Source organism: Paracoccus binzhouensis (genome assembly GCF_016446475.1).
Lineage (GTDB): Bacteria > Pseudomonadota > Alphaproteobacteria > Rhodobacterales > Rhodobacteraceae > Paracoccus > Paracoccus binzhouensis.
Genome location: NZ_JAEHFP010000102.1, coordinates 1 through 15,898 on the forward strand (window position 1 = coordinate 1; position 15,898 = coordinate 15,898).

The window sequence follows — 15,898 nt, forward strand, 5'->3', positions numbered from 1 at the left end:
TGGATCCGATACGGGAATGGCGCCAGCTTGCCCTCGATCTGGCAACGGTAACGGGCGAGTCCCGACGCAGGCCCCGTTACGGCATCTCGTTCTTGGATCATAGCCAGAACATGACGGTAGCTGCCAGGGCGATGGCGGAAAGGAAGACCTTCGGACACCTGTCATAGCGGATGGCAACCCGGCGCCAATCTTTCAGTCTGCCGAACATGATCTCGATGCGACGCAAGACGCTGCGCCGTTGCTTCAGCGTTGCGGGCGACATCTGCTCGGCCTCGAGCATGCGCTCGATAAAGGACAGATATTCCGCACAGAGCCAGTCAATCGAGCCCTTGACCGCCTTCGGAACAGCAGGAAGCCATTTCTCACCTGCCCGCGCCGCATGGTAGTAGTTGGCGAAATCCTTGTCCTCTGGCCCCACCGGTAGGTGGATGCGGACATGCTTCCTGACCCGCGCCGGGTTTGCCGGGTGCTCCAACTCCTGAGTAGGATGGAGCATCATGAGCAAGACGACGAACAAGTTTATGTCGATTTCCGCGAAGATTGGTTGCGCGCCCCACGCCCTGAACGAGTGGGTCAGGAAGGCCGAGGTCGACAGCGGCAAGCGCGCGGGCATCCCGACCGAGATGGCCGAGAAGATGAAGGCGCTGGAGCGGGAGAACCGCGAGTTGCGTCAGGCGAACGAGATCCTGCGCAAGGCATCAGCGTATTTTGCGATGGCGGAGCTCGACCGCCGGTCGAAGTGATGGTCGGGTTCATCGACGATCAGCGTGGTGAACACGGGGTCGAGCCGATCTGCAGGGTTCTGCCGATCGCCCCGTCCACCTATTACGATCATCTGGCGAAGCGGGCCGATCCGGATCGGCAGTCGGAGCGTGCCCGGCGCGACGCGGCGTTACAGCCCGAGATCCGGCGCGTCTACGGCGTGCGCAAGGTCTGGCGGCAGCTTGGTCGGGACGGCTTCGATATTGCCCGATGCACGGTGGCACGGCTGATGAAGGGCATGGGTATTCAAGGCATTATCCGCGGCAAGCCGCATAGAACGACGGTGCCGGACAAGAAGGCTCCATGCCCGTTGGACAAGGTGAATCGGCAGTTCCGGGTGGCCGCGCCGAACATGCTCTGGGTCAGCGATTTCGCTTCGCGGACCTTCGGTTCACCTATGTCGCCACCTGGAAGGGTTTTGCCTATGTGGCGTTTGTCATCGACGCCTATGCCCGGCGGATCGTCGACGGGCGTGTCAGCGCTTCCGCCCATGCAGGCTTCGTGCTCGATGCTCTCGAACAGGCGGTCCATGATCGCCGCCCGGTCAAGGGCGCGGGGCTCGTTCACCATTCCGACCGCGGGTCGCAATACCTGTCGATCAAATACACCGAGAGGCTGGGCGAGGCCGGCATTGAACCTTCCGTCGGCAGCGTCGGCGACAGCTATGACAACGCCTTGGCCGAGACGATCAACGGTCTGTTCAAAGCCGAGGTCATCCATCGACGTGGACCCTGGCGCAGTTTCGAGGCCGTCGAATACGACACGCTGGAATGGGTGGACTGGTTCAACAACCGCCGCCTGCCCGAGCCGCTCGGGAACATCCCGCCAGCGGAAGCAGAGGCAAACTTCTACGCGGCTATGGAAACTGATCCCCTGGCCGCGTAACTAACCCAAATCAGCCTCCGGCAAAACCGGCGCGGGTCACTTCGTGGTCTATCCGGGGGACGAGGCCTTCCCGCTGCCGAACGGCATCGAGGTCATGCCGCTGCACCAGTTCGGACAGGAGCTGTTGGCGCTTCATCCGTAATTGGTTGCGGCCGCCCATCGGGCGACATCAGGGGGGAATCTATCTTCTTCATGGGCAAAGAAAGCTGGGTACCGGGGCGCAGCACTGGGTCCGACATGTTGCGGGTGGTGCTTTGCACCGGGTCCCGCAAAATAATAGTCGGTCACTAATATTTGGCGAAATCGCGAAAAGTAGCCCATCCTAGCCTACAGGCTAACCCGCCCTGCTGCGCGCTTCTGCGTCGATCAGATGCCCCCGGACAGATCGTCCAGAAAGGCCTGTTCGTCAGGCATACGTCGGAAGCCGGCGGCCCTGACACGTGCCTGAAGGGCTGCAATTGGCTCGCCGGCGTCGGTCAGAGTCAGCCTGTCGTAGAACCGGCGCTCCCTCGGCCCCATCGCGCGCAAATCGTCGCCCGTAGCCGGTGTATACAGCCGACGACAAGCGCGTGCGTCGAGACCTGTCGCCTTGGTCCTGCCGGCCGCGAGCCGCGCCAGGACCGGATATTCGCCGAGCAGATAAGTTTCATCACCAGGCCCTCCATCTCCACAGGCGCATATGCCAATATTGCAATCCGCTCATGCCCTTGCCTGTCCCGTCATAGATGCCGCTCGGCGTCCTGCGCGCCGTGCAGGATGCGGACGATTTCCAGCGTGTCGCCCAAATCCCGGAAGAAGATGATATGCGATCCGCTCAGGCACTTCAGATAGCCAGGCCGAACGTCAACTTTTCTGCTGCGCCTCTCGCCCGATGCCAGCGCGTGGCAGGTATCGCGCAGCTCCTGCACATAGCGCCGGGCTTGCGCGAGGCCCCATTCGCCCTCCGTATGGTCCCAGAACTCCTCCAGATCGCCGTGGCCGCGACGGTGAAGGCCAACGCCTTCATGCGTCGCGACCGGCCATCTTGCGGGCAATGAACTGGTCGAGGTCGAAGCCTTCCGCCCGGCCGGAGTCCTCTCCGGCGATCAGGGCGTCCTGCAACGCCTTTACCTTGGCCTCGTGCTCCTCCAGAAGCCGCAGCCCCGCCCGCACCACGTCGCTGGCCGAGCCATAACGGCCGCCCTTCACCTGCGCGTCGATGAAGCTGACGAAGTGATCGCCGAGCGAAACCGATGTGTTGCGGGACATGCGGGCCTCCTGCGCGTCTATACCGGATATCACCAAGAAATCGTATCAGCCGCAATTGCCGGCTCTCCGCCGCCGGATGGGCATATTGGCATAAACGCATGCTGTCATATGCTCCGTTGCGATGAAGCGTCTGGCCTAAGATCGTGCGGGTTGGCCAGCGCTTGCACCGCCCGCGCCTGATCCAGCCGCGCCCTCGCCTTGCCGGTGAAGGACTGCCATGCCGGGGAGGCTTCGATGACCCCGGCCAGGGTCGAGGCCGTGTAAGTCGTGCCGAATGCCTGCTTCGCCCCATGGGCCACATAGGCCACGGTTTCCGGCCATTTCAGCCAGCGCGGGCTGGTATCGGCGAGGCGATTGACCCAGCCCGCGACCCCGCGCAGGAAACCGGAGAGCCCTTCGAGCAACCCCGGTCCTACCGGTGGCTGGCGCAGCGCTTCCAATCCGTCGCTGAGCACCGGCGCCAGCGCGAGGGACATCTCGCGGTTGCGATCCGCGTCGTGGTTCGTCCAGCTGCCCATCTGTCCGGGGGTCTCCAGCCACCCCAGCAGCACCGGGTCGGGATCGACCTGCCGGATCGCGGCGATCAGCCCGCCGGTCGCGATGGCATGCACCGCCTCGGCCTCCCGAAGCCGGCTGGCGACCGTGCCCTGCATGACCGCATCGCGGTGGCGCTCCTCCTCGTCGGCAAGGCGACGGGCTTCTGCAGCACGTTCGACGGCAATCTCTGCCTCCTTCTGCGCCTTCAGCCGCTCCTGTTCGGCCTTCCACGCTGCGCGGTCCAGACGGCGGCGGCGCGGCCCCGTGCGGGCCTGCCCATACTTCGCGCCGACCTCGGCATGATAGCGGTCCTGCCAGCCGCGCATCGCCTGCTTGTAGCTGCGCGATGGCGAGCCGGACCAGCCTTTCTGCGCATGTTCGCTCTGAGTCCGAAAGCCTTCTTGGCAGCGCTTGGCGTCCATGCGCAGATTGTTATCTGCACAGAGGGGCACCGCCAGGACATGCACATGCGGGTGGGCTTCATCGAGATGCTCGATGATGCTCAGCACCTCGGCCGCGTTACGCGCCGCATCGACCTTGGCGAAGGCGATCACGTCTCTGCGCCAGCACAGGTATTCGACTTGGTCCAATTCCCCGACCGGATCGGGGAAGCTGAACACGCTGCCGATCATCACGTGGGTGTCGCTGCGGATGCTCCGCAGCGCCTCCTTCCAGTCCGGGTGCTCCTTGCGCAACCGGCGCACAAGCCTGTTCTGTTCGGCAATGCGCTGCTCGATCAGCGCGACCACCTCCGAAGGCCGCATGCCTTCGAGGATGGTGGGCGGCTGCGGGTCCCGACATGCGGGCAGGCCCCGTCCAGCCGCTCGGCCTCCTGCGCGATCTCGCTGACGGACCGGCTCTTGCTGTTACCCTTGCGCGAATAGGTCTGCTTGTGCACGAAGATAGATTTCCCGCTACGCTCAGACATAACGCAAGCCTTCGTTGAAGCTTGCAGAGCACACTTCGCTGCGGGAAACCAGCGCCAGGTCCAGCGCCATGCGGACCTGCCCAACGCTGAGCGTTCGACACAAAGGGTGACGGGATTTGATCCAGTCGGCAGTTTTTGCCGCATGTGCCGGGGTCGGTTCAGGAGGTGATTCCGGCTCGTCCGCGATGTAATCGCGCCAGCGGCCCACCCTGAACCAGTTATCCGAGAAGCAGACCTTTGAGCGCGTATAGCCTGCAGTCTCCAGCGCATAGCGCTTTACAGCGGAGAGAAGCTTTTCATGCCCGACCTCCTGCATGGCAGCTTCGACATGATGCAGGCAGGCCGCTTCGTCGCGATATCGGTCGGCGGGATAGGCCTTCAATATCTCCAGAGATTCCTCCGCCGCCTCGCGTGCACGCGCGCGCGAAGATGGCTTATGGATGGTTTCAGGATGGTTTGGGGTCCGCTGTGGACGGGGGTACCGGGTCCGCGGCGGACCCCGTTCCGGGTTCACGGTAGACCCCGTCCTCTGTGGACCCCGTCTCATCATCGGGTTCGGCAATGCTCTCCAAGGTGCGGACAGCGGCAAGGGAAATGCGATAGACGACGGTAAAACCGTTCTTGCAGGCACGGCGGCCGGTCTCGATCAGGATGCCTTCGTCCAGGAATTCGTTGATCGTGCGCTTGACGGTGGTTTCGCCAAGCTCGGTATGCCGTTGGATGGTTCCCTTGGGACACCAGATGCCCGACCCGTCATCACTGGCCTTGTCGGCCAGAAACATGATGATCTGCTTTCGCACCGGACTACCGAAGCGCCGCGCGGCGCACAGATTCGCAACCTTCCAGCTCATGCCGCACCTCCCCACGGGGTTGCGCGGCGGGAAGCTGTGACATATTCTTTTGTCAGAAGACCTTTGACAGTGCCGTCGGATGGAGTGCCAGCTCCTCCGACGGTTTTCTTTTGCGCAGGGGGCAAGCCGCAAAACTGCGGGACACCTGCGTCATGACCCATTGATTTGCATGCTGCCGCGTTGCACGAATGCGGGGCACCACTTCGTTGATCTCGTTCAGTTTTCAGAAGAAGTGGTGGGCGACCCTGGAATCGAACCAGGCATGGGTCTCCCCGGCGGAGTTACAGTCCGCTGCCGCACCTTGCAGCACGTCGCCCGCCGAACGCTCTCGGCGTGAGGGGGTGATTAGCCCGGCCGGATCAGGGCGTCAAGCGGTATGCGGCGAGTTTTTTCAGCCGCCGAACCCGCCCCGTCAAAGCCGGAAAACTTGCATTCGGCGGGGAATTCTGCGCAGTCGAAACAGGAACCGGGATTGCGACATGGCAGAGAAAGCTCAGAAATCCAAGAAACCCGCCTGGGTGGTCGACAAGGAACGCGCCCGCCGCGCCGCCGCGACCGAAACTGTCTGGCTGTTCGGCCTGCACGCGGTGCGCGACGCGCTCGCCAATCCCCGGCGCGAGAAGCTGCGGCTCGTCGTCACCCGCAACGCCCTCGACCGGCTGGGGCCCCTGCCCGGCGATCTCGCACCCGAGATCACCGATGCCCGGATCTTCGAGCGCAGCGTGCCGCTGCCGCCGGAAAGCGTCCACCAGGGCGCTGCGCTGGAGGTGAGGCCGCTGAAATGGGGCAGCCTGGCCGATCTGGCGCTGTCGGGCCCCGGCCGGCCGTTGCTGGTGGCGTTGGACCGGGTCACCGATCCGCATAATGTCGGGGCGATCCTGCGCTCGGCCGAAGTGTTCGGGGCGCGCGCGGTCATCGCGCCCTCGCGCCATGCCGCGCCCGAGACCGGGGCGCTGGCCAAGACCGCCTCGGGCGCGCTGGAGCGCCAGCCCTATCTGCGCGTCACCAACCTGGCCGATGCGTTGATCGAGTTGCAGGGCATGGGCTACGCAATCCTGGGCCTGGACGGCACTGGGCGGGAAACCTTGCCCGAGGCGCTGGAACAGCTCTCGGGCCGGCCGATCTGCCTGGTGCTGGGCGCCGAGGGCCCCGGCCTGCGCGAGCGCACGCGCCTGACCTGCGACCGCATCCTGCGCATTCCCTTCGCGGCGGATTTCGGCTCGCTCAACGTCTCGAACGCCGCGGCGGTGGCGCTCTATGCCGCCTCACGCAGTTGAGCGCCGGGATCACATCGCTGCTAGAACCCGCCTGGCGCGGTTGAGAATCGCCGGTCGATTTGCCAGATGCAGAAATGCGCCCCCTGTATCCCCGGTCATCATGATTCGTCCGCTTCTTGCCAGCCTGCTGCTTTCCCTGCCCGTTCCCGCGGCAGTGGCGCAGGATTGGGCACTGGACGGCATGGACCCGGTTTCCTACGGGACCGAGAATGCCGCGGTGCCGGGGCGCTCGGACCTGGTGACGCTGTGGCGCGGCAAGGCATGGCATTTCGCCAGCGAGCGGAACCGCAATCTTTTCGAAGCCAATCCGGGGGCTTACGCGCCAGGCCTTGGCGGGCTTTGCGTCGTGGCCCTGTCCGAGGGCCGGTCCGAGCCGGGCAATCCGCGCTATTTCGTCGTCATCGGCCAGCGCACCTATTTCCTGCGTACGGAACAGGCACGTCAGCGGCTTCTTGCCGATCCGCAGCATATCCTGATGCGCGCAAAGGCCTTCTGGACGCGGATGAACCCCTGAAATCTTCACAATCCTGCGAGAGGGGTGGAACCTTTTGGCCACGGTTCCCATTTATTTAGCGGACATGGCCACGGAACGGTCATGTTCAGATCACTGTCCCTCGTTCCGCGACTTGCGCCCGGCCAGACCTCTGGACCGGGCGCTTTTTCCATGCCACTTTCGGTTGAGATCTTGGGGGAGGATCAGATGAACCTGGCAGTACTTCGCGATATCGGCACGTCGCCGGTCGATGAGGACATTTCCCGCATCGCCCGCAGCACGCGCTGCATCGCCATCGTCGGCCTGTCGCCGAACGAGGCCCGACCATCCTGGGGTGTCGCCCGCTACCTGAAATCGCAGGGCTTCCGCGTGATTCCGGTCAATCCCGGCCATGCGGGCGGCACCATTCTCGACGAGCATGTCTATGCCGATCTGCGCACCATTCCGCCCGAGGCCGGGGTGGACATGGTGGACATCTTCCGCCGCGCCGAGGCAGTGCCCGGCATCGTGGACCAGGCGCTGCGCAGCCTGCCCCGGCTGCGCACGATCTGGATGCAGCTGGGCATCAACCATCCGCAGGCGGCCAACCGCGCCCGGGCAAGGGGGCTGACGGTGATCGAGAACCGCTGCCCCAAGATCGAGTTCCCGCGCTTCCTGTAGAACGCGCTGCCTGCAGCATGGGAAAGGCCCCGGCGGGTTACCGGGGCCTTTTGCAGTCCGGGCGGCGGCGACGGCCGGGTCAGACGGCCGAATAGAGCCCTTCGTAGATCGGCCCCAGCGTATCCACCTCGAAAAGCGAGCTGACCGAAGTGCCGTTCCAGATGTTCAAGATCGCCTGGGCGAACATCGGCGCCGTCGGCACGATGCGGATGTTCGAGGCGGCCTTGACCTTCTCGGTCGGCTCGATGGAATCGGTGATGACCAGCGATTTCATCACCGAGCCCTGCACCCGCTCGACCGCCGGGCCGGACAGGACGCCATGGGTGATATAGGCATGCACCTCGGTCGCGCCGTGCTCGGTCAGCACCTGTGCGGCCTTGCACAGCGTGCCGGCGGTATCGCAGATGTCGTCGACGATGATGCAGGTCTTGCCGGTCACGTCACCGATCACCGTCATCTCGGCCACCTCGCCCGGCTTCTCGCGGCGCTTGTCGACGATGGCCAAGGGCGCGCCGATGCGTTGCGCCAGTTCCCGCGCCCGCGCCACGCCGCCCACATCGGGCGAGATCACCATCAGATCCGACAGCCGGTCGCGGAAATGGTGCTTGATGTCCAGCGCAAAGACCGGCGCGGCATAGAGGTTGTCCACCGGAATGTCGAAGAAGCCCTGGATCTGCGCCGCGTGCAGGTCCAGCGTCAGCACCCTATCCACCCCCGCCTCGGTCAGCAGGTTGGCGACCAGCTTGGCGCTGATCGGCGTGCGGGCCTTGGCGCGGCGGTCCTGGCGGGCATAGCCGAAATAGGGGATCACCGCGGTGATGCGCGCTGCCGACGAACGCTTCAGCGCATCCGTCACGATCAGCAGTTCCATCAGGTTGTCATTGGCCGGGTTCGAGGTCGGCTGGATGATGAACATGTCCTCGCCGCGGACGTTCTCATAGACCTCGACGAAGATTTCCTGATCGTTGAAGCGCTCGACCCGCGCTTCGATGGGGGCGACGTTCATCCCGCGATGCATCGACATGCGCCGGGCGATGGCATTGGCCAGAGGCCGGTTCGCATTCCCCGCGATGAGCTTCGGTTCGGTCATGGCCGGCATGGGCTTTCCCTGTCTGGATTCGTGCGATTGCACCCCGCTTAGCACCGGGCTAGCTTGCCCGCAAACCCCGGAGGCACGCTCATGGCGCATATCGACTATTACTTCGGCACACCCAGCCCCTGGGCCTATCTGGCCGGAGACCGGCTGGAGCAGATCGCCGCCCGCCACGGGGCCGCGATCACCTACAAGCCCGTGGACCTGCTGCAGCTTTTCGACCGCACCGGCGGCGTGCGGCCCGCGGACCGCCACCCCTCGCGCATGGAATACCGCGCGCAGGAGCTGCGGCGCTGGTCCCGGCATCTGGGCATGCCGCTGAACCTGAAACCCGCCTTCTGGCCGGTGAACCCGGCACCCTCCTCCTATGCCATCATCGCCGCGCAACAGACCGGCGGTGGCGATCTGGCCGGGCTGGTACAGGGCTTCCTGCGCGGCGTCTGGGCCGAAGAGGCCGACATCGCCGACGACGCGGTGATCCGCGCCAAGCTGGCCGCCGCAGGCTTCGACCCCGATCTTGCCGACAAGGGCCTATTCGTCGGGGCCGAGACCTTCGGCCGCAACCTGGAACAGGCGGTCGAGGCCGGCGTCTTCGGCGCGCCCTTCTATGTGGTGCGCGAAAACGGCGAGCGGTTCTGGGGCCAGGACCGGCTGGATTTCCTCGACCGGCACCTGGCAAGCCTGTGAGCGGGCTGCATCTGAGGCGCTGGCCGGGCCATCCGGATCGCCCGGCCCTGGCGCTGCATTGCATGATGGGCAATGCCAGCTACTGGAAGCCGATCGCCGCGGATCTGCGCGACCGCGTGCAGATCGCCGCGCCCGACCTGCCCGGCCATGGCCAGAGCCCCGATTGGGACGGCGGGCCGCCCGATTACCATACCTTCGTGACCCGGCAGGCGGCGGCGCTGATCGACCGGCCGCTGGACCTGATCGGGCACAGCATGGGCGCCACCGTCGCCCTGCGCATCGCCGTGGCGGCGCCCGAGGCGGTGCGCAGCCTGACCCTGATCGAGCCGGTGCTGTTCGCCGCCGCGCCCGAAGCCATGAACGACGCGCTGCTGGACGATGTCGCGGCGCGGCTGGCCGCCGGCGCCGATGCCGAGGCGGCGCAGGCCTTCCTGGGCGTCTGGGGCGGGCTCGACTGGCAATCCCAGACCCCCGCCGGTCAGGCGCGGCTGGCGCGGCAGATCCACCTGGTCCAGGCCAGCAACGATGCGCTGCGCCACGACACCGCCGACATCCTGCGCGCCGGCGGGCTCGAGGCCATCGACGCCCCGGTGCTGATCGTCATGGGGGCCGAGTCGCCGCCGGTGATCCCGGCCATCGCCGATGCGCTGGCGGCGCGGCTGCCGGATGTCGGCCGCGCCCGCGTGCCCGGGGCCGGCCACATGCTGCCGATCACCCATCCGCGGCAGGTAGCCGAACTGATCGGGCTGAACCTCGACCGCGCCTGAACGGGTCAGTCCAGATCCCAGTCGTCCTCGTGCCGGACCGGGCCGATGGCCATCCAACTGGCCCGCACCCGGGCGACGCGGGTGTCGCCCCAGGTGCGGAACTGCAGCTCGAACCCGTCGGTGGTGATGTCCACCGCCTGGATGTCGGCGCGCTGATTGGCGTTGCGGTCCACATCCCACATGCTCAGCCCGACATGCACGACCGGGGGCTCGGCGAAGCTTTCGTCGAAGCGCACGCGCTGGGTCTCGACCCGCGGACCCTGGCCCGTCCACATCGGGCCGCCGCTTTCGAAGGCCGAAAACATCTCGGTCGAGCCCGTGGCGACCCCGACGGCGAAATGGCCAAAACGTCTCAAGTCCCGCTCCTCCTCCCCCAAAGCGACATGAAATGACCAGAGAACGCATTAATAAAGCCCCGGAACCTCCGGGGCTTTCTGTCTTTTCAGGCAATGTCCGCCTTAATGCGGGAAATTCGCATGGTTCGGATCAAGCCCGATATGGGTGCCGAGCGCCTCCATGTCGGCCAAGAGCTTGACCGCGGCGGCGACCAGTTCCTCTCCGGCGGATTCGCGCTCCTTGGCGGCCTGCACGCGGCGATGCGCCTGGGCCATCATCTCGTTGAAGACCTCCTGCGTCATCTCGGCGCGGGGATGCCCGCGCTCGGCCAGCAGGGTGACGGATTCGTTGTTGATCTCGGCGAAGCCGCCGGTCACCGCGAATTCCGTCTCGGACCCGTCGCCCGCCACCACGGTCACCAGGCCGGGGCGCAGGTTGACGATGGCCGGCGCATGGCCGGGCATCGCCGTCAGGTCGCCATCGGCGCCGGGCAGGCGCACCTCGCGCACCGGCACGGAAACCAGGTTCCGTTCCGGCGAGACGAGGTCGAACTGCATCGTGTCGGCCATGTCGCCCCCTTACGCCGCGTCAGCGGCAAGACGCGCGGCCTTGGCTTTCACGTCCTCGATGCCGCCGACCATGTAGAAGGCCGCTTCCGGCAGGTGGTCGTATTCGCCGGCCACGACCGCCTTGAAGGACTTGATCGTGTCCTCCAGCGGCACCTGCACGCCGTCCGAGCCGGTGAAGACCTTGGCCACGTCGAAGGGCTGCGACAGGAAGCGCTGGATCTTGCGGGCGCGGGCCACGGTCAGCTTGTCCTCCTCGGACAGCTCGTCCATGCCGAGGATGGCGATGATGTCCTGCAGCGACTTGTATTTCTGCAGGATGCCCTGGACGTCGCGGGCGACCTTGTAATGCTCCTCGCCGACGATGGCCGGATCGAGGATCCGCGAGTTCGAGTCGAGCGGGTCCACAGCCGGGTAGATGCCCAGTTCCGAGATCGCCCGCGACAGCACCGTGGTGGCGTCGAGGTGGGCGAAGGTCGTGGCCGGCGCCGGGTCGGTCAGGTCGTCGGCCGGAACATAGACGGCCTGGATCGAGGTGATCGAGCCATTCTTGGTCGAGGTGATGCGTTCCTGCATCGCGCCCATGTCGGTGGCCAGCGTCGGCTGGTAGCCCACGGCCGAGGGGATGCGGCCCAAGAGCGCCGACACTTCCGAACCGGCCTGCGTGAAGCGGAAGATGTTGTCGACGAAGAACAGAACGTCGGTGCCGGTGGCGTCGCGGAACTGCTCGGCCAGGGTCAGGCCGGTCAGCGCCACGCGCATCCGCGCCCCCGGAGGCTCGTTCATCTGGCCATAGACCAGCGCCACCTGCGATTCGGACAGGTTGTCGGGCTTGATGACGCCCGATTCCACCATCTCGTGATAGAGGTCGTTGCCCTCGCGGGTCCGTTCGCCGACGCCGGCGAAGACCGAATAGCCCGAATGCACCTTGGCGATGTTGTTGATCAGTTCCATGATCAGAACCGTCTTGCCCACGCCGGCGCCGCCGAACAGGCCGATCTTGCCGCCCTTGGAATAGGGCGCCAGCAGGTCGATGACCTTGATGCCGGTGACCAGGATCTCCGAAGCCGTCGCCTGCTGGGCGAAGTCCGGGGCCGGCTGGTGGATGGCGCGCTTCTCGGCCGTCTCGATCGGGGCGCCCTCGTCCACCGGCTCGCCCACGACGTTGATGATGCGGCCCAGCGTCGCGTCGCCCACCGGGACGGTGATCGGGCCGCCGGTGTCGCGCACCGGCAGACCGCGGACCAGGCCCTCGGTCGCGTCCATGGCGATGGTACGGACGGTGTTCTCGCCCAGGTGCTGGGCCACTTCCAGCACCAGGCGCTTGCCGTTGTTCTCGGTTTCCAGAGCGTTCAGAATCGCGGGAAGCTGCCCGTCGAACTGCACGTCGACCACGGCGCCGATCACCTGCGTGATTTTTCCTTTGGCCTCTGCCATGTGTTTAACCCCTACGTGTCAGAGCGCCTCTGCGCCCGAGATGATTTCAATCAGTTCCTTGGTGATCGCGGCCTGACGCGAGCGGTTGTACTCGGTGGTCAGGCGGTCGATCATGTCGCCGGCGTTGCGGGTGGCGTTGTCCATGGCGGTCATCCGCGCGCCCTGCTCGGAGGCCGCGTTTTCCAGCAGCGCCGCGAAGACCTGCGTCGCCACCGAACGCGGCAGCAGGTCGTTCAGGATCGCATGCTCATCCGGCTCGTAATCGTAGAGCGCCGAGGCCGCGGCCTCGCCCTCCTCGACCACGGCGGGGATGACCTGCCGGGCGGTCGGAACCTGGCTGATGACGGATTCGAAGCGGTTGTAGAACAGCGTCGCCACGTCGAACTGCCCCGCCTCGAACCGGTCGAGGATCTCGTCGGCGATCTGGCGCGCGTTCTCGTAGCCGATGCGCTTGACCTCGCTGAGATCCACGTGATTCACGAAGAGGCTGCCGTATTCGCGCTTGAGCTGCTCGCGGCCCTTCTTGCCGACGGTCAGGATTTCCACCTGCTTGCCCTGCGCCTGCAGGTCCAGCAGGCGCTGGCGGGCGAGCTTGACGATGGACGAGTTGAACCCGCCGGCAAGCCCGCGTTCCGAGGTCAGCACCACCAGCAGGTGCCGGCGGTCCTCGCCGCTACCGGTCAGCAGCCGCGGCGCCATGTCCGAGCCGGCCGCCGCAGCGGTCAGCCCGGCGATCACCGCGTTCATCCGCTCGGCATAGGGACGCGCCGCCTCCGCCGCTTCCTGCGCGCGGCGCAGTTTCGCGGCGGCGACCATCTGCATCGCCTTGGTGATCTTGCGCGTGTTCTTGACGCTGCCGATCCGGTTCTTGAGATCCTTGAGGCTGGGCATCTGTCACCCCCCTCAGGCGTAGGTCTTGGCGTAACCGTCCAGCGCCGCCTTGATCGCATCCTCCAGATCGCCCGCCACCTTGCGGTCGTTCCGGGTCATGTCGTCCAGCAGATCGGCCTTCTGGTTGCGCAGGTACTGGATCAGGCCCTGTTCCCAACGGGTCACGTCGGCGACCGGGATGCCGTCCAGATAGCCCTTGGTGCCGGCATAGATCACGATGACGATCTCGGCATTGGTCAGCGGCGAATATTGCGGCTGCTTCATCAGCTCGGTCAGGCGCGCACCGCGGTTCAGAAGCTTCTGCGTCGCGGCGTCGAGGTCCGAGCCGAACTGCGCGAATGCCGCCATCTCGCGATACTGGGCCAGTTCCAGCTTGACCGGGCCGGCGACCGATTTCATCGCCTTGGTCTGGGCGGCCGAACCGACGCGCGACACCGACAGGCCGGTGTTCACGGCCGGGCGGATGCCCTGGAAGAACAGTTCGGTTTCCAGGAAGATCTGGCCATCGGTGATCGAGATCACGTTGGTCGGGATATAGGCCGACACGTCGCCCGCTTGCGTTTCGATGATCGGCAGCGCGGTCAGCGAACCGGCGCCATTGGCCTCGTTCAGCTTGGCCGAACGCTCCAGCAGGCGCGAGTGCAGGTAGAACACGTCGCCCGGATAGGCTTCGCGCCCCGGCGGACGGCGCAGCAGCAGCGACATCTGGCGATAGGCCACGGCCTGTTTCGACAGGTCGTCATAGATGATGAGCGCATCCATGCCGTTGTCGCGGAAATATTCGCCCATGGCGGTCGCCGAATAGGGCGCCAGGTATTGCATCGGCGCCGGGTCCGAGGCGGTCGCGGCCACCACGGTGGTGTAGGCCATGGCGCCGGTCTCTTCCAGCTTCTTCACCAGCTGGGCCACGGTCGAGCGCTTCTGGCCGACGGCGACATAGATGCAGTGCAGGGTCTTCATGCCATCGGCCTCGCGGCCGTTGTAGTTCGCCTGGTTCAGAATGGTGTCCAGGGCGATGGCGGTCTTGCCGGTCTGGCGGTCGCCGATGATCAGCTCGCGCTGGCCGCGGCCGACGGGGATCATGGCGTCCACCGACTTCAGGCCGGTCGCCATCGGCTCGTGCACCGATTTGCGCGGCATGATGCCGGGCGCCTTGACGTCGGCGATGGCCATGATCGGGTCGGCGATCGGGCCCTTGCCGTCGATCGGGTTGCCGAGCGCGTCGACGACGCGGCCCAGCAGGCCCTTGCCGGTCGGGACTTCCACGATGGCGCCGGTGCGCTTGACGGTATCGCCTTCCTTGATCGAGCGGTCGTCGCCGAAGATCACGACGCCGACGTTGTCGGTTTCAAGGTTCAGCACCATGCCGCGGATGCCGCCCGGGAACTCGACCATCTCGCCGGCCTGAACCTTGTCCAGGCCGTAGACGCGGGCGATGCCGTCACCGACGGACAGCACCTGCCCGACCTCGGCCACCTCGGCGTCCTGACCGAAATTCTTGATCTGATCCTTAAGGATGGCCGAGATTTCGGCAGCCTGGATTCCCATTATCCGACCTCTTTCATAGCATTCTGGAGGGAGGCGAGCTTCGAGCGGATCGAGCTGTCGATCATCTGCGAGCCCAGTTTGACGATCATGCCGCCGATGAGGCTTTCATCGACGCGCGCGTTCAGTTTCACCTTCTTGCCCGATTTCGCGGCCAGCGTGTCCGCAAGGCGGGTCTTCTGCTCGTCGCTCAGCGCCTGGGCGCTGACCACGTCGGCGGTGACCTCGCCGCGCGCATCGGCGATCAGGCCGCGCAGCTTGGCGATGAACTGCGGCAGCGCGAACAACCGGCGGTTTTTCGCCATCAGCCGCAGCGTGTTGGCCAGTTCGGGCGACAGGCCCATGCGCCCGGCCAGGGTGCCGATCGCCGCTTCCTGCTGCTGACGATCATAGAGGGGCGAGACGGTCAGGTCGCGCAGATCCTCGCTGGCGTCATAGGCCGAGGCCAGATCGTCGACCTGGGCGGACAGGGCGTCGATGCCGCCCGCATCCCGGACCAGATCGAACAGGGCCTGTGCGTAACGCCCGGCGATATCAGCGGAAATCGAAGCGGAATTGGCCACGGTCATCCTTCCGGTTAGCGCAAGCTCCGCTGGCGGGCCGGCTGGCGGGCCGGTCAGTCGCGGAGCGCGGGTCAAGGGTCGGCCCTGGCAAGGATCTGGCATGGATCGGGCTGGGGCCTTCCCGAAAATCTGCGGCGTCTCTAGCAGGTGATTTTCCCTGCCGCAACCGCCTTGAACACGGAAATGAGAGTGTTTCCGCCCTTGCTATGCCGAGTTTTCCGCCGATTGCGCAAACAGCCGCAGCGCAGGGCTCCTCGCACGGGTGCGCGCGGGCGCGATCCGGGTCGCGCCGGGTTCAGGGCGGGTTCAGGTCGGCCGAGGATTCGCCGCGCCTCCGCCCGGATTGCCCCCCGGCCCGCCGGCGGGGCCGCG

At 65.8% G+C, this 15,898-nt stretch carries 17 protein-coding genes, 1 tRNA gene, 2 pseudogenes and 1 other annotated feature; of the genes and pseudogenes, 6 read left to right on the top strand and 14 right to left on the bottom strand.

Annotated elements, in window-relative coordinates; translation table 11 throughout:
* Positions 1–97: 97 nt before the first annotated feature.
* Positions 98–223: pseudogene (locus tag I9P22_RS18695) on the bottom strand (transposase); the annotation flags it as partial.
* A gap of 301 nt (positions 224–524) precedes the next feature.
* Here I9P22_RS18695 and I9P22_RS18700 point away from each other — a divergent pair.
* A pseudogene (locus I9P22_RS18700) lies at positions 525–1,647 on the top strand (IS3 family transposase); the annotation flags it as partial.
* Positions 701–817, top strand: a sequence feature (AL1L pseudoknot). It overlaps the preceding pseudogene by 117 nt.
* A 719-nt stretch (positions 1,648–2,366) precedes the next feature.
* On the opposite strand, the gene I9P22_RS18705 reads toward I9P22_RS18700, so the two are convergent.
* The 6 genes from I9P22_RS18705 to I9P22_RS18725 all read right to left on the bottom strand — a co-directional run bounded on the left by I9P22_RS18705 (position 2,367) and on the right by I9P22_RS18725 (position 5,528).
* Positions 2,367–2,681, bottom strand: coding sequence for a type II toxin-antitoxin system RelE/ParE family toxin (locus tag I9P22_RS18705; RefSeq protein WP_199261081.1), 315 nt, complete (start codon positions 2,679–2,681; stop codon positions 2,367–2,369).
* Positions 2,650–2,895, bottom strand: coding sequence for a type II toxin-antitoxin system ParD family antitoxin (locus I9P22_RS18710; protein WP_199261083.1), 246 nt, complete (start codon positions 2,893–2,895; stop codon positions 2,650–2,652). Before I9P22_RS18710 ends, I9P22_RS18705 begins: the two co-directional genes overlap by 32 nt.
* Before the next feature lie 104 nt (positions 2,896–2,999).
* The gene (locus I9P22_RS18715; RefSeq protein ID WP_233253469.1) at positions 3,000–4,181 is read right to left on the bottom strand and encodes a plasmid recombination protein; all 1,182 of its coding nucleotides are present in this window, start codon (positions 4,179–4,181) and stop codon (positions 3,000–3,002) included.
* Positions 4,182–4,352: 171 nt separating this feature from the next.
* The gene (locus I9P22_RS24645; RefSeq protein ID WP_233253470.1) at positions 4,353–4,742 is read right to left on the bottom strand and encodes a hypothetical protein; all 390 of its coding nucleotides are present in this window, start codon (positions 4,740–4,742) and stop codon (positions 4,353–4,355) included.
* A gap of 64 nt (positions 4,743–4,806) precedes the next feature.
* Positions 4,807–5,211, bottom strand: a complete 405-nt coding sequence (locus tag I9P22_RS24650; protein WP_233253471.1) for a hypothetical protein — start codon at positions 5,209–5,211, stop codon at positions 4,807–4,809.
* 233 nt (positions 5,212–5,444) lie between these two features.
* Positions 5,445–5,528 (bottom strand) — tRNA-Tyr (locus I9P22_RS18725).
* 162 nt (positions 5,529–5,690) lie between these two features.
* Between I9P22_RS18725 and I9P22_RS18730 the strand changes: the two genes are divergently transcribed.
* From I9P22_RS18730 to I9P22_RS18740, 3 genes are all read left to right on the top strand, one after another.
* Positions 5,691–6,488, top strand: a complete 798-nt coding sequence (locus I9P22_RS18730; protein WP_199261085.1) for a TrmH family RNA methyltransferase — start codon at positions 5,691–5,693, stop codon at positions 6,486–6,488.
* 100 nt (positions 6,489–6,588) lie between these two features.
* Positions 6,589–7,002: a YHS domain-containing (seleno)protein gene (locus I9P22_RS18735; RefSeq protein ID WP_199261086.1), complete on the top strand. Its 414-nt coding sequence runs from the start codon at positions 6,589–6,591 to the stop codon at positions 7,000–7,002.
* Between the two features lie 186 nt (positions 7,003–7,188).
* Positions 7,189–7,641: a CoA-binding protein gene (locus I9P22_RS18740; protein ID WP_199261087.1), complete on the top strand. Its 453-nt coding sequence runs from the start codon at positions 7,189–7,191 to the stop codon at positions 7,639–7,641.
* A gap of 79 nt (positions 7,642–7,720) precedes the next feature.
* Here the strand turns inward: I9P22_RS18740 and I9P22_RS18745 are convergent, their stop codons facing one another.
* Positions 7,721–8,740: a ribose-phosphate pyrophosphokinase gene (locus I9P22_RS18745; RefSeq protein WP_199261088.1), complete on the bottom strand. Its 1,020-nt coding sequence runs from the start codon at positions 8,738–8,740 to the stop codon at positions 7,721–7,723.
* An 81-nt stretch (positions 8,741–8,821) separates the two neighbouring features.
* On the opposite strand from I9P22_RS18745, the gene I9P22_RS18750 reads away from it, so the two are divergent.
* Both I9P22_RS18750 and I9P22_RS18755 read left to right on the top strand, forming a co-directional pair.
* Positions 8,822–9,421 (top strand): 2-hydroxychromene-2-carboxylate isomerase, encoded by a 600-nt coding sequence (locus tag I9P22_RS18750; RefSeq protein WP_199261089.1) that lies wholly within the window; start codon positions 8,822–8,824, stop codon positions 9,419–9,421.
* Positions 9,418–10,188, top strand: a complete 771-nt coding sequence (locus tag I9P22_RS18755; protein WP_199261090.1) for an alpha/beta fold hydrolase — start codon at positions 9,418–9,420, stop codon at positions 10,186–10,188. The genes I9P22_RS18750 and I9P22_RS18755 overlap by 4 nt, the downstream gene beginning before the upstream one ends.
* 5 nt (positions 10,189–10,193) lie before the next feature.
* On the opposite strand, the gene I9P22_RS18760 is transcribed toward I9P22_RS18755, so the two are convergent.
* The 6 genes from I9P22_RS18760 to I9P22_RS18785 all read right to left on the bottom strand — a co-directional run bounded on the left by I9P22_RS18760 (position 10,194) and on the right by I9P22_RS18785 (position 15,532).
* Positions 10,194–10,544, bottom strand: a complete 351-nt coding sequence (locus I9P22_RS18760; RefSeq protein WP_233253472.1) for an H-type lectin domain-containing protein — start codon at positions 10,542–10,544, stop codon at positions 10,194–10,196.
* Positions 10,545–10,646: 102 nt separating this feature from the next.
* The gene (locus I9P22_RS18765) at positions 10,647–11,093 is read right to left on the bottom strand and encodes a F0F1 ATP synthase subunit epsilon (protein WP_199261091.1); all 447 of its coding nucleotides are present in this window, start codon (positions 11,091–11,093) and stop codon (positions 10,647–10,649) included.
* A 9-nt stretch (positions 11,094–11,102) separates the two neighbouring features.
* On the bottom strand, positions 11,103–12,527 hold the full coding sequence (atpD, locus tag I9P22_RS18770; RefSeq protein ID WP_199261092.1) for a F0F1 ATP synthase subunit beta: 1,425 nt from the start codon (positions 12,525–12,527) through the stop codon (positions 11,103–11,105).
* An 18-nt stretch (positions 12,528–12,545) separates the two neighbouring features.
* Positions 12,546–13,418, bottom strand: a complete 873-nt coding sequence (locus tag I9P22_RS18775; protein WP_199261094.1) for a F0F1 ATP synthase subunit gamma — start codon at positions 13,416–13,418, stop codon at positions 12,546–12,548.
* A 12-nt stretch (positions 13,419–13,430) separates the two neighbouring features.
* Positions 13,431–14,966, bottom strand: coding sequence for a F0F1 ATP synthase subunit alpha (gene atpA / locus I9P22_RS18780; protein ID WP_199261097.1), 1,536 nt, complete (start codon positions 14,964–14,966; stop codon positions 13,431–13,433).
* The gene (locus I9P22_RS18785) at positions 14,966–15,532 is read right to left on the bottom strand and encodes a F0F1 ATP synthase subunit delta (RefSeq protein ID WP_199261099.1); all 567 of its coding nucleotides are present in this window, start codon (positions 15,530–15,532) and stop codon (positions 14,966–14,968) included. The genes atpA and I9P22_RS18785 overlap by 1 nt, the downstream gene beginning before the upstream one ends.
* Positions 15,533–15,898 lie beyond the last annotated feature (366 nt).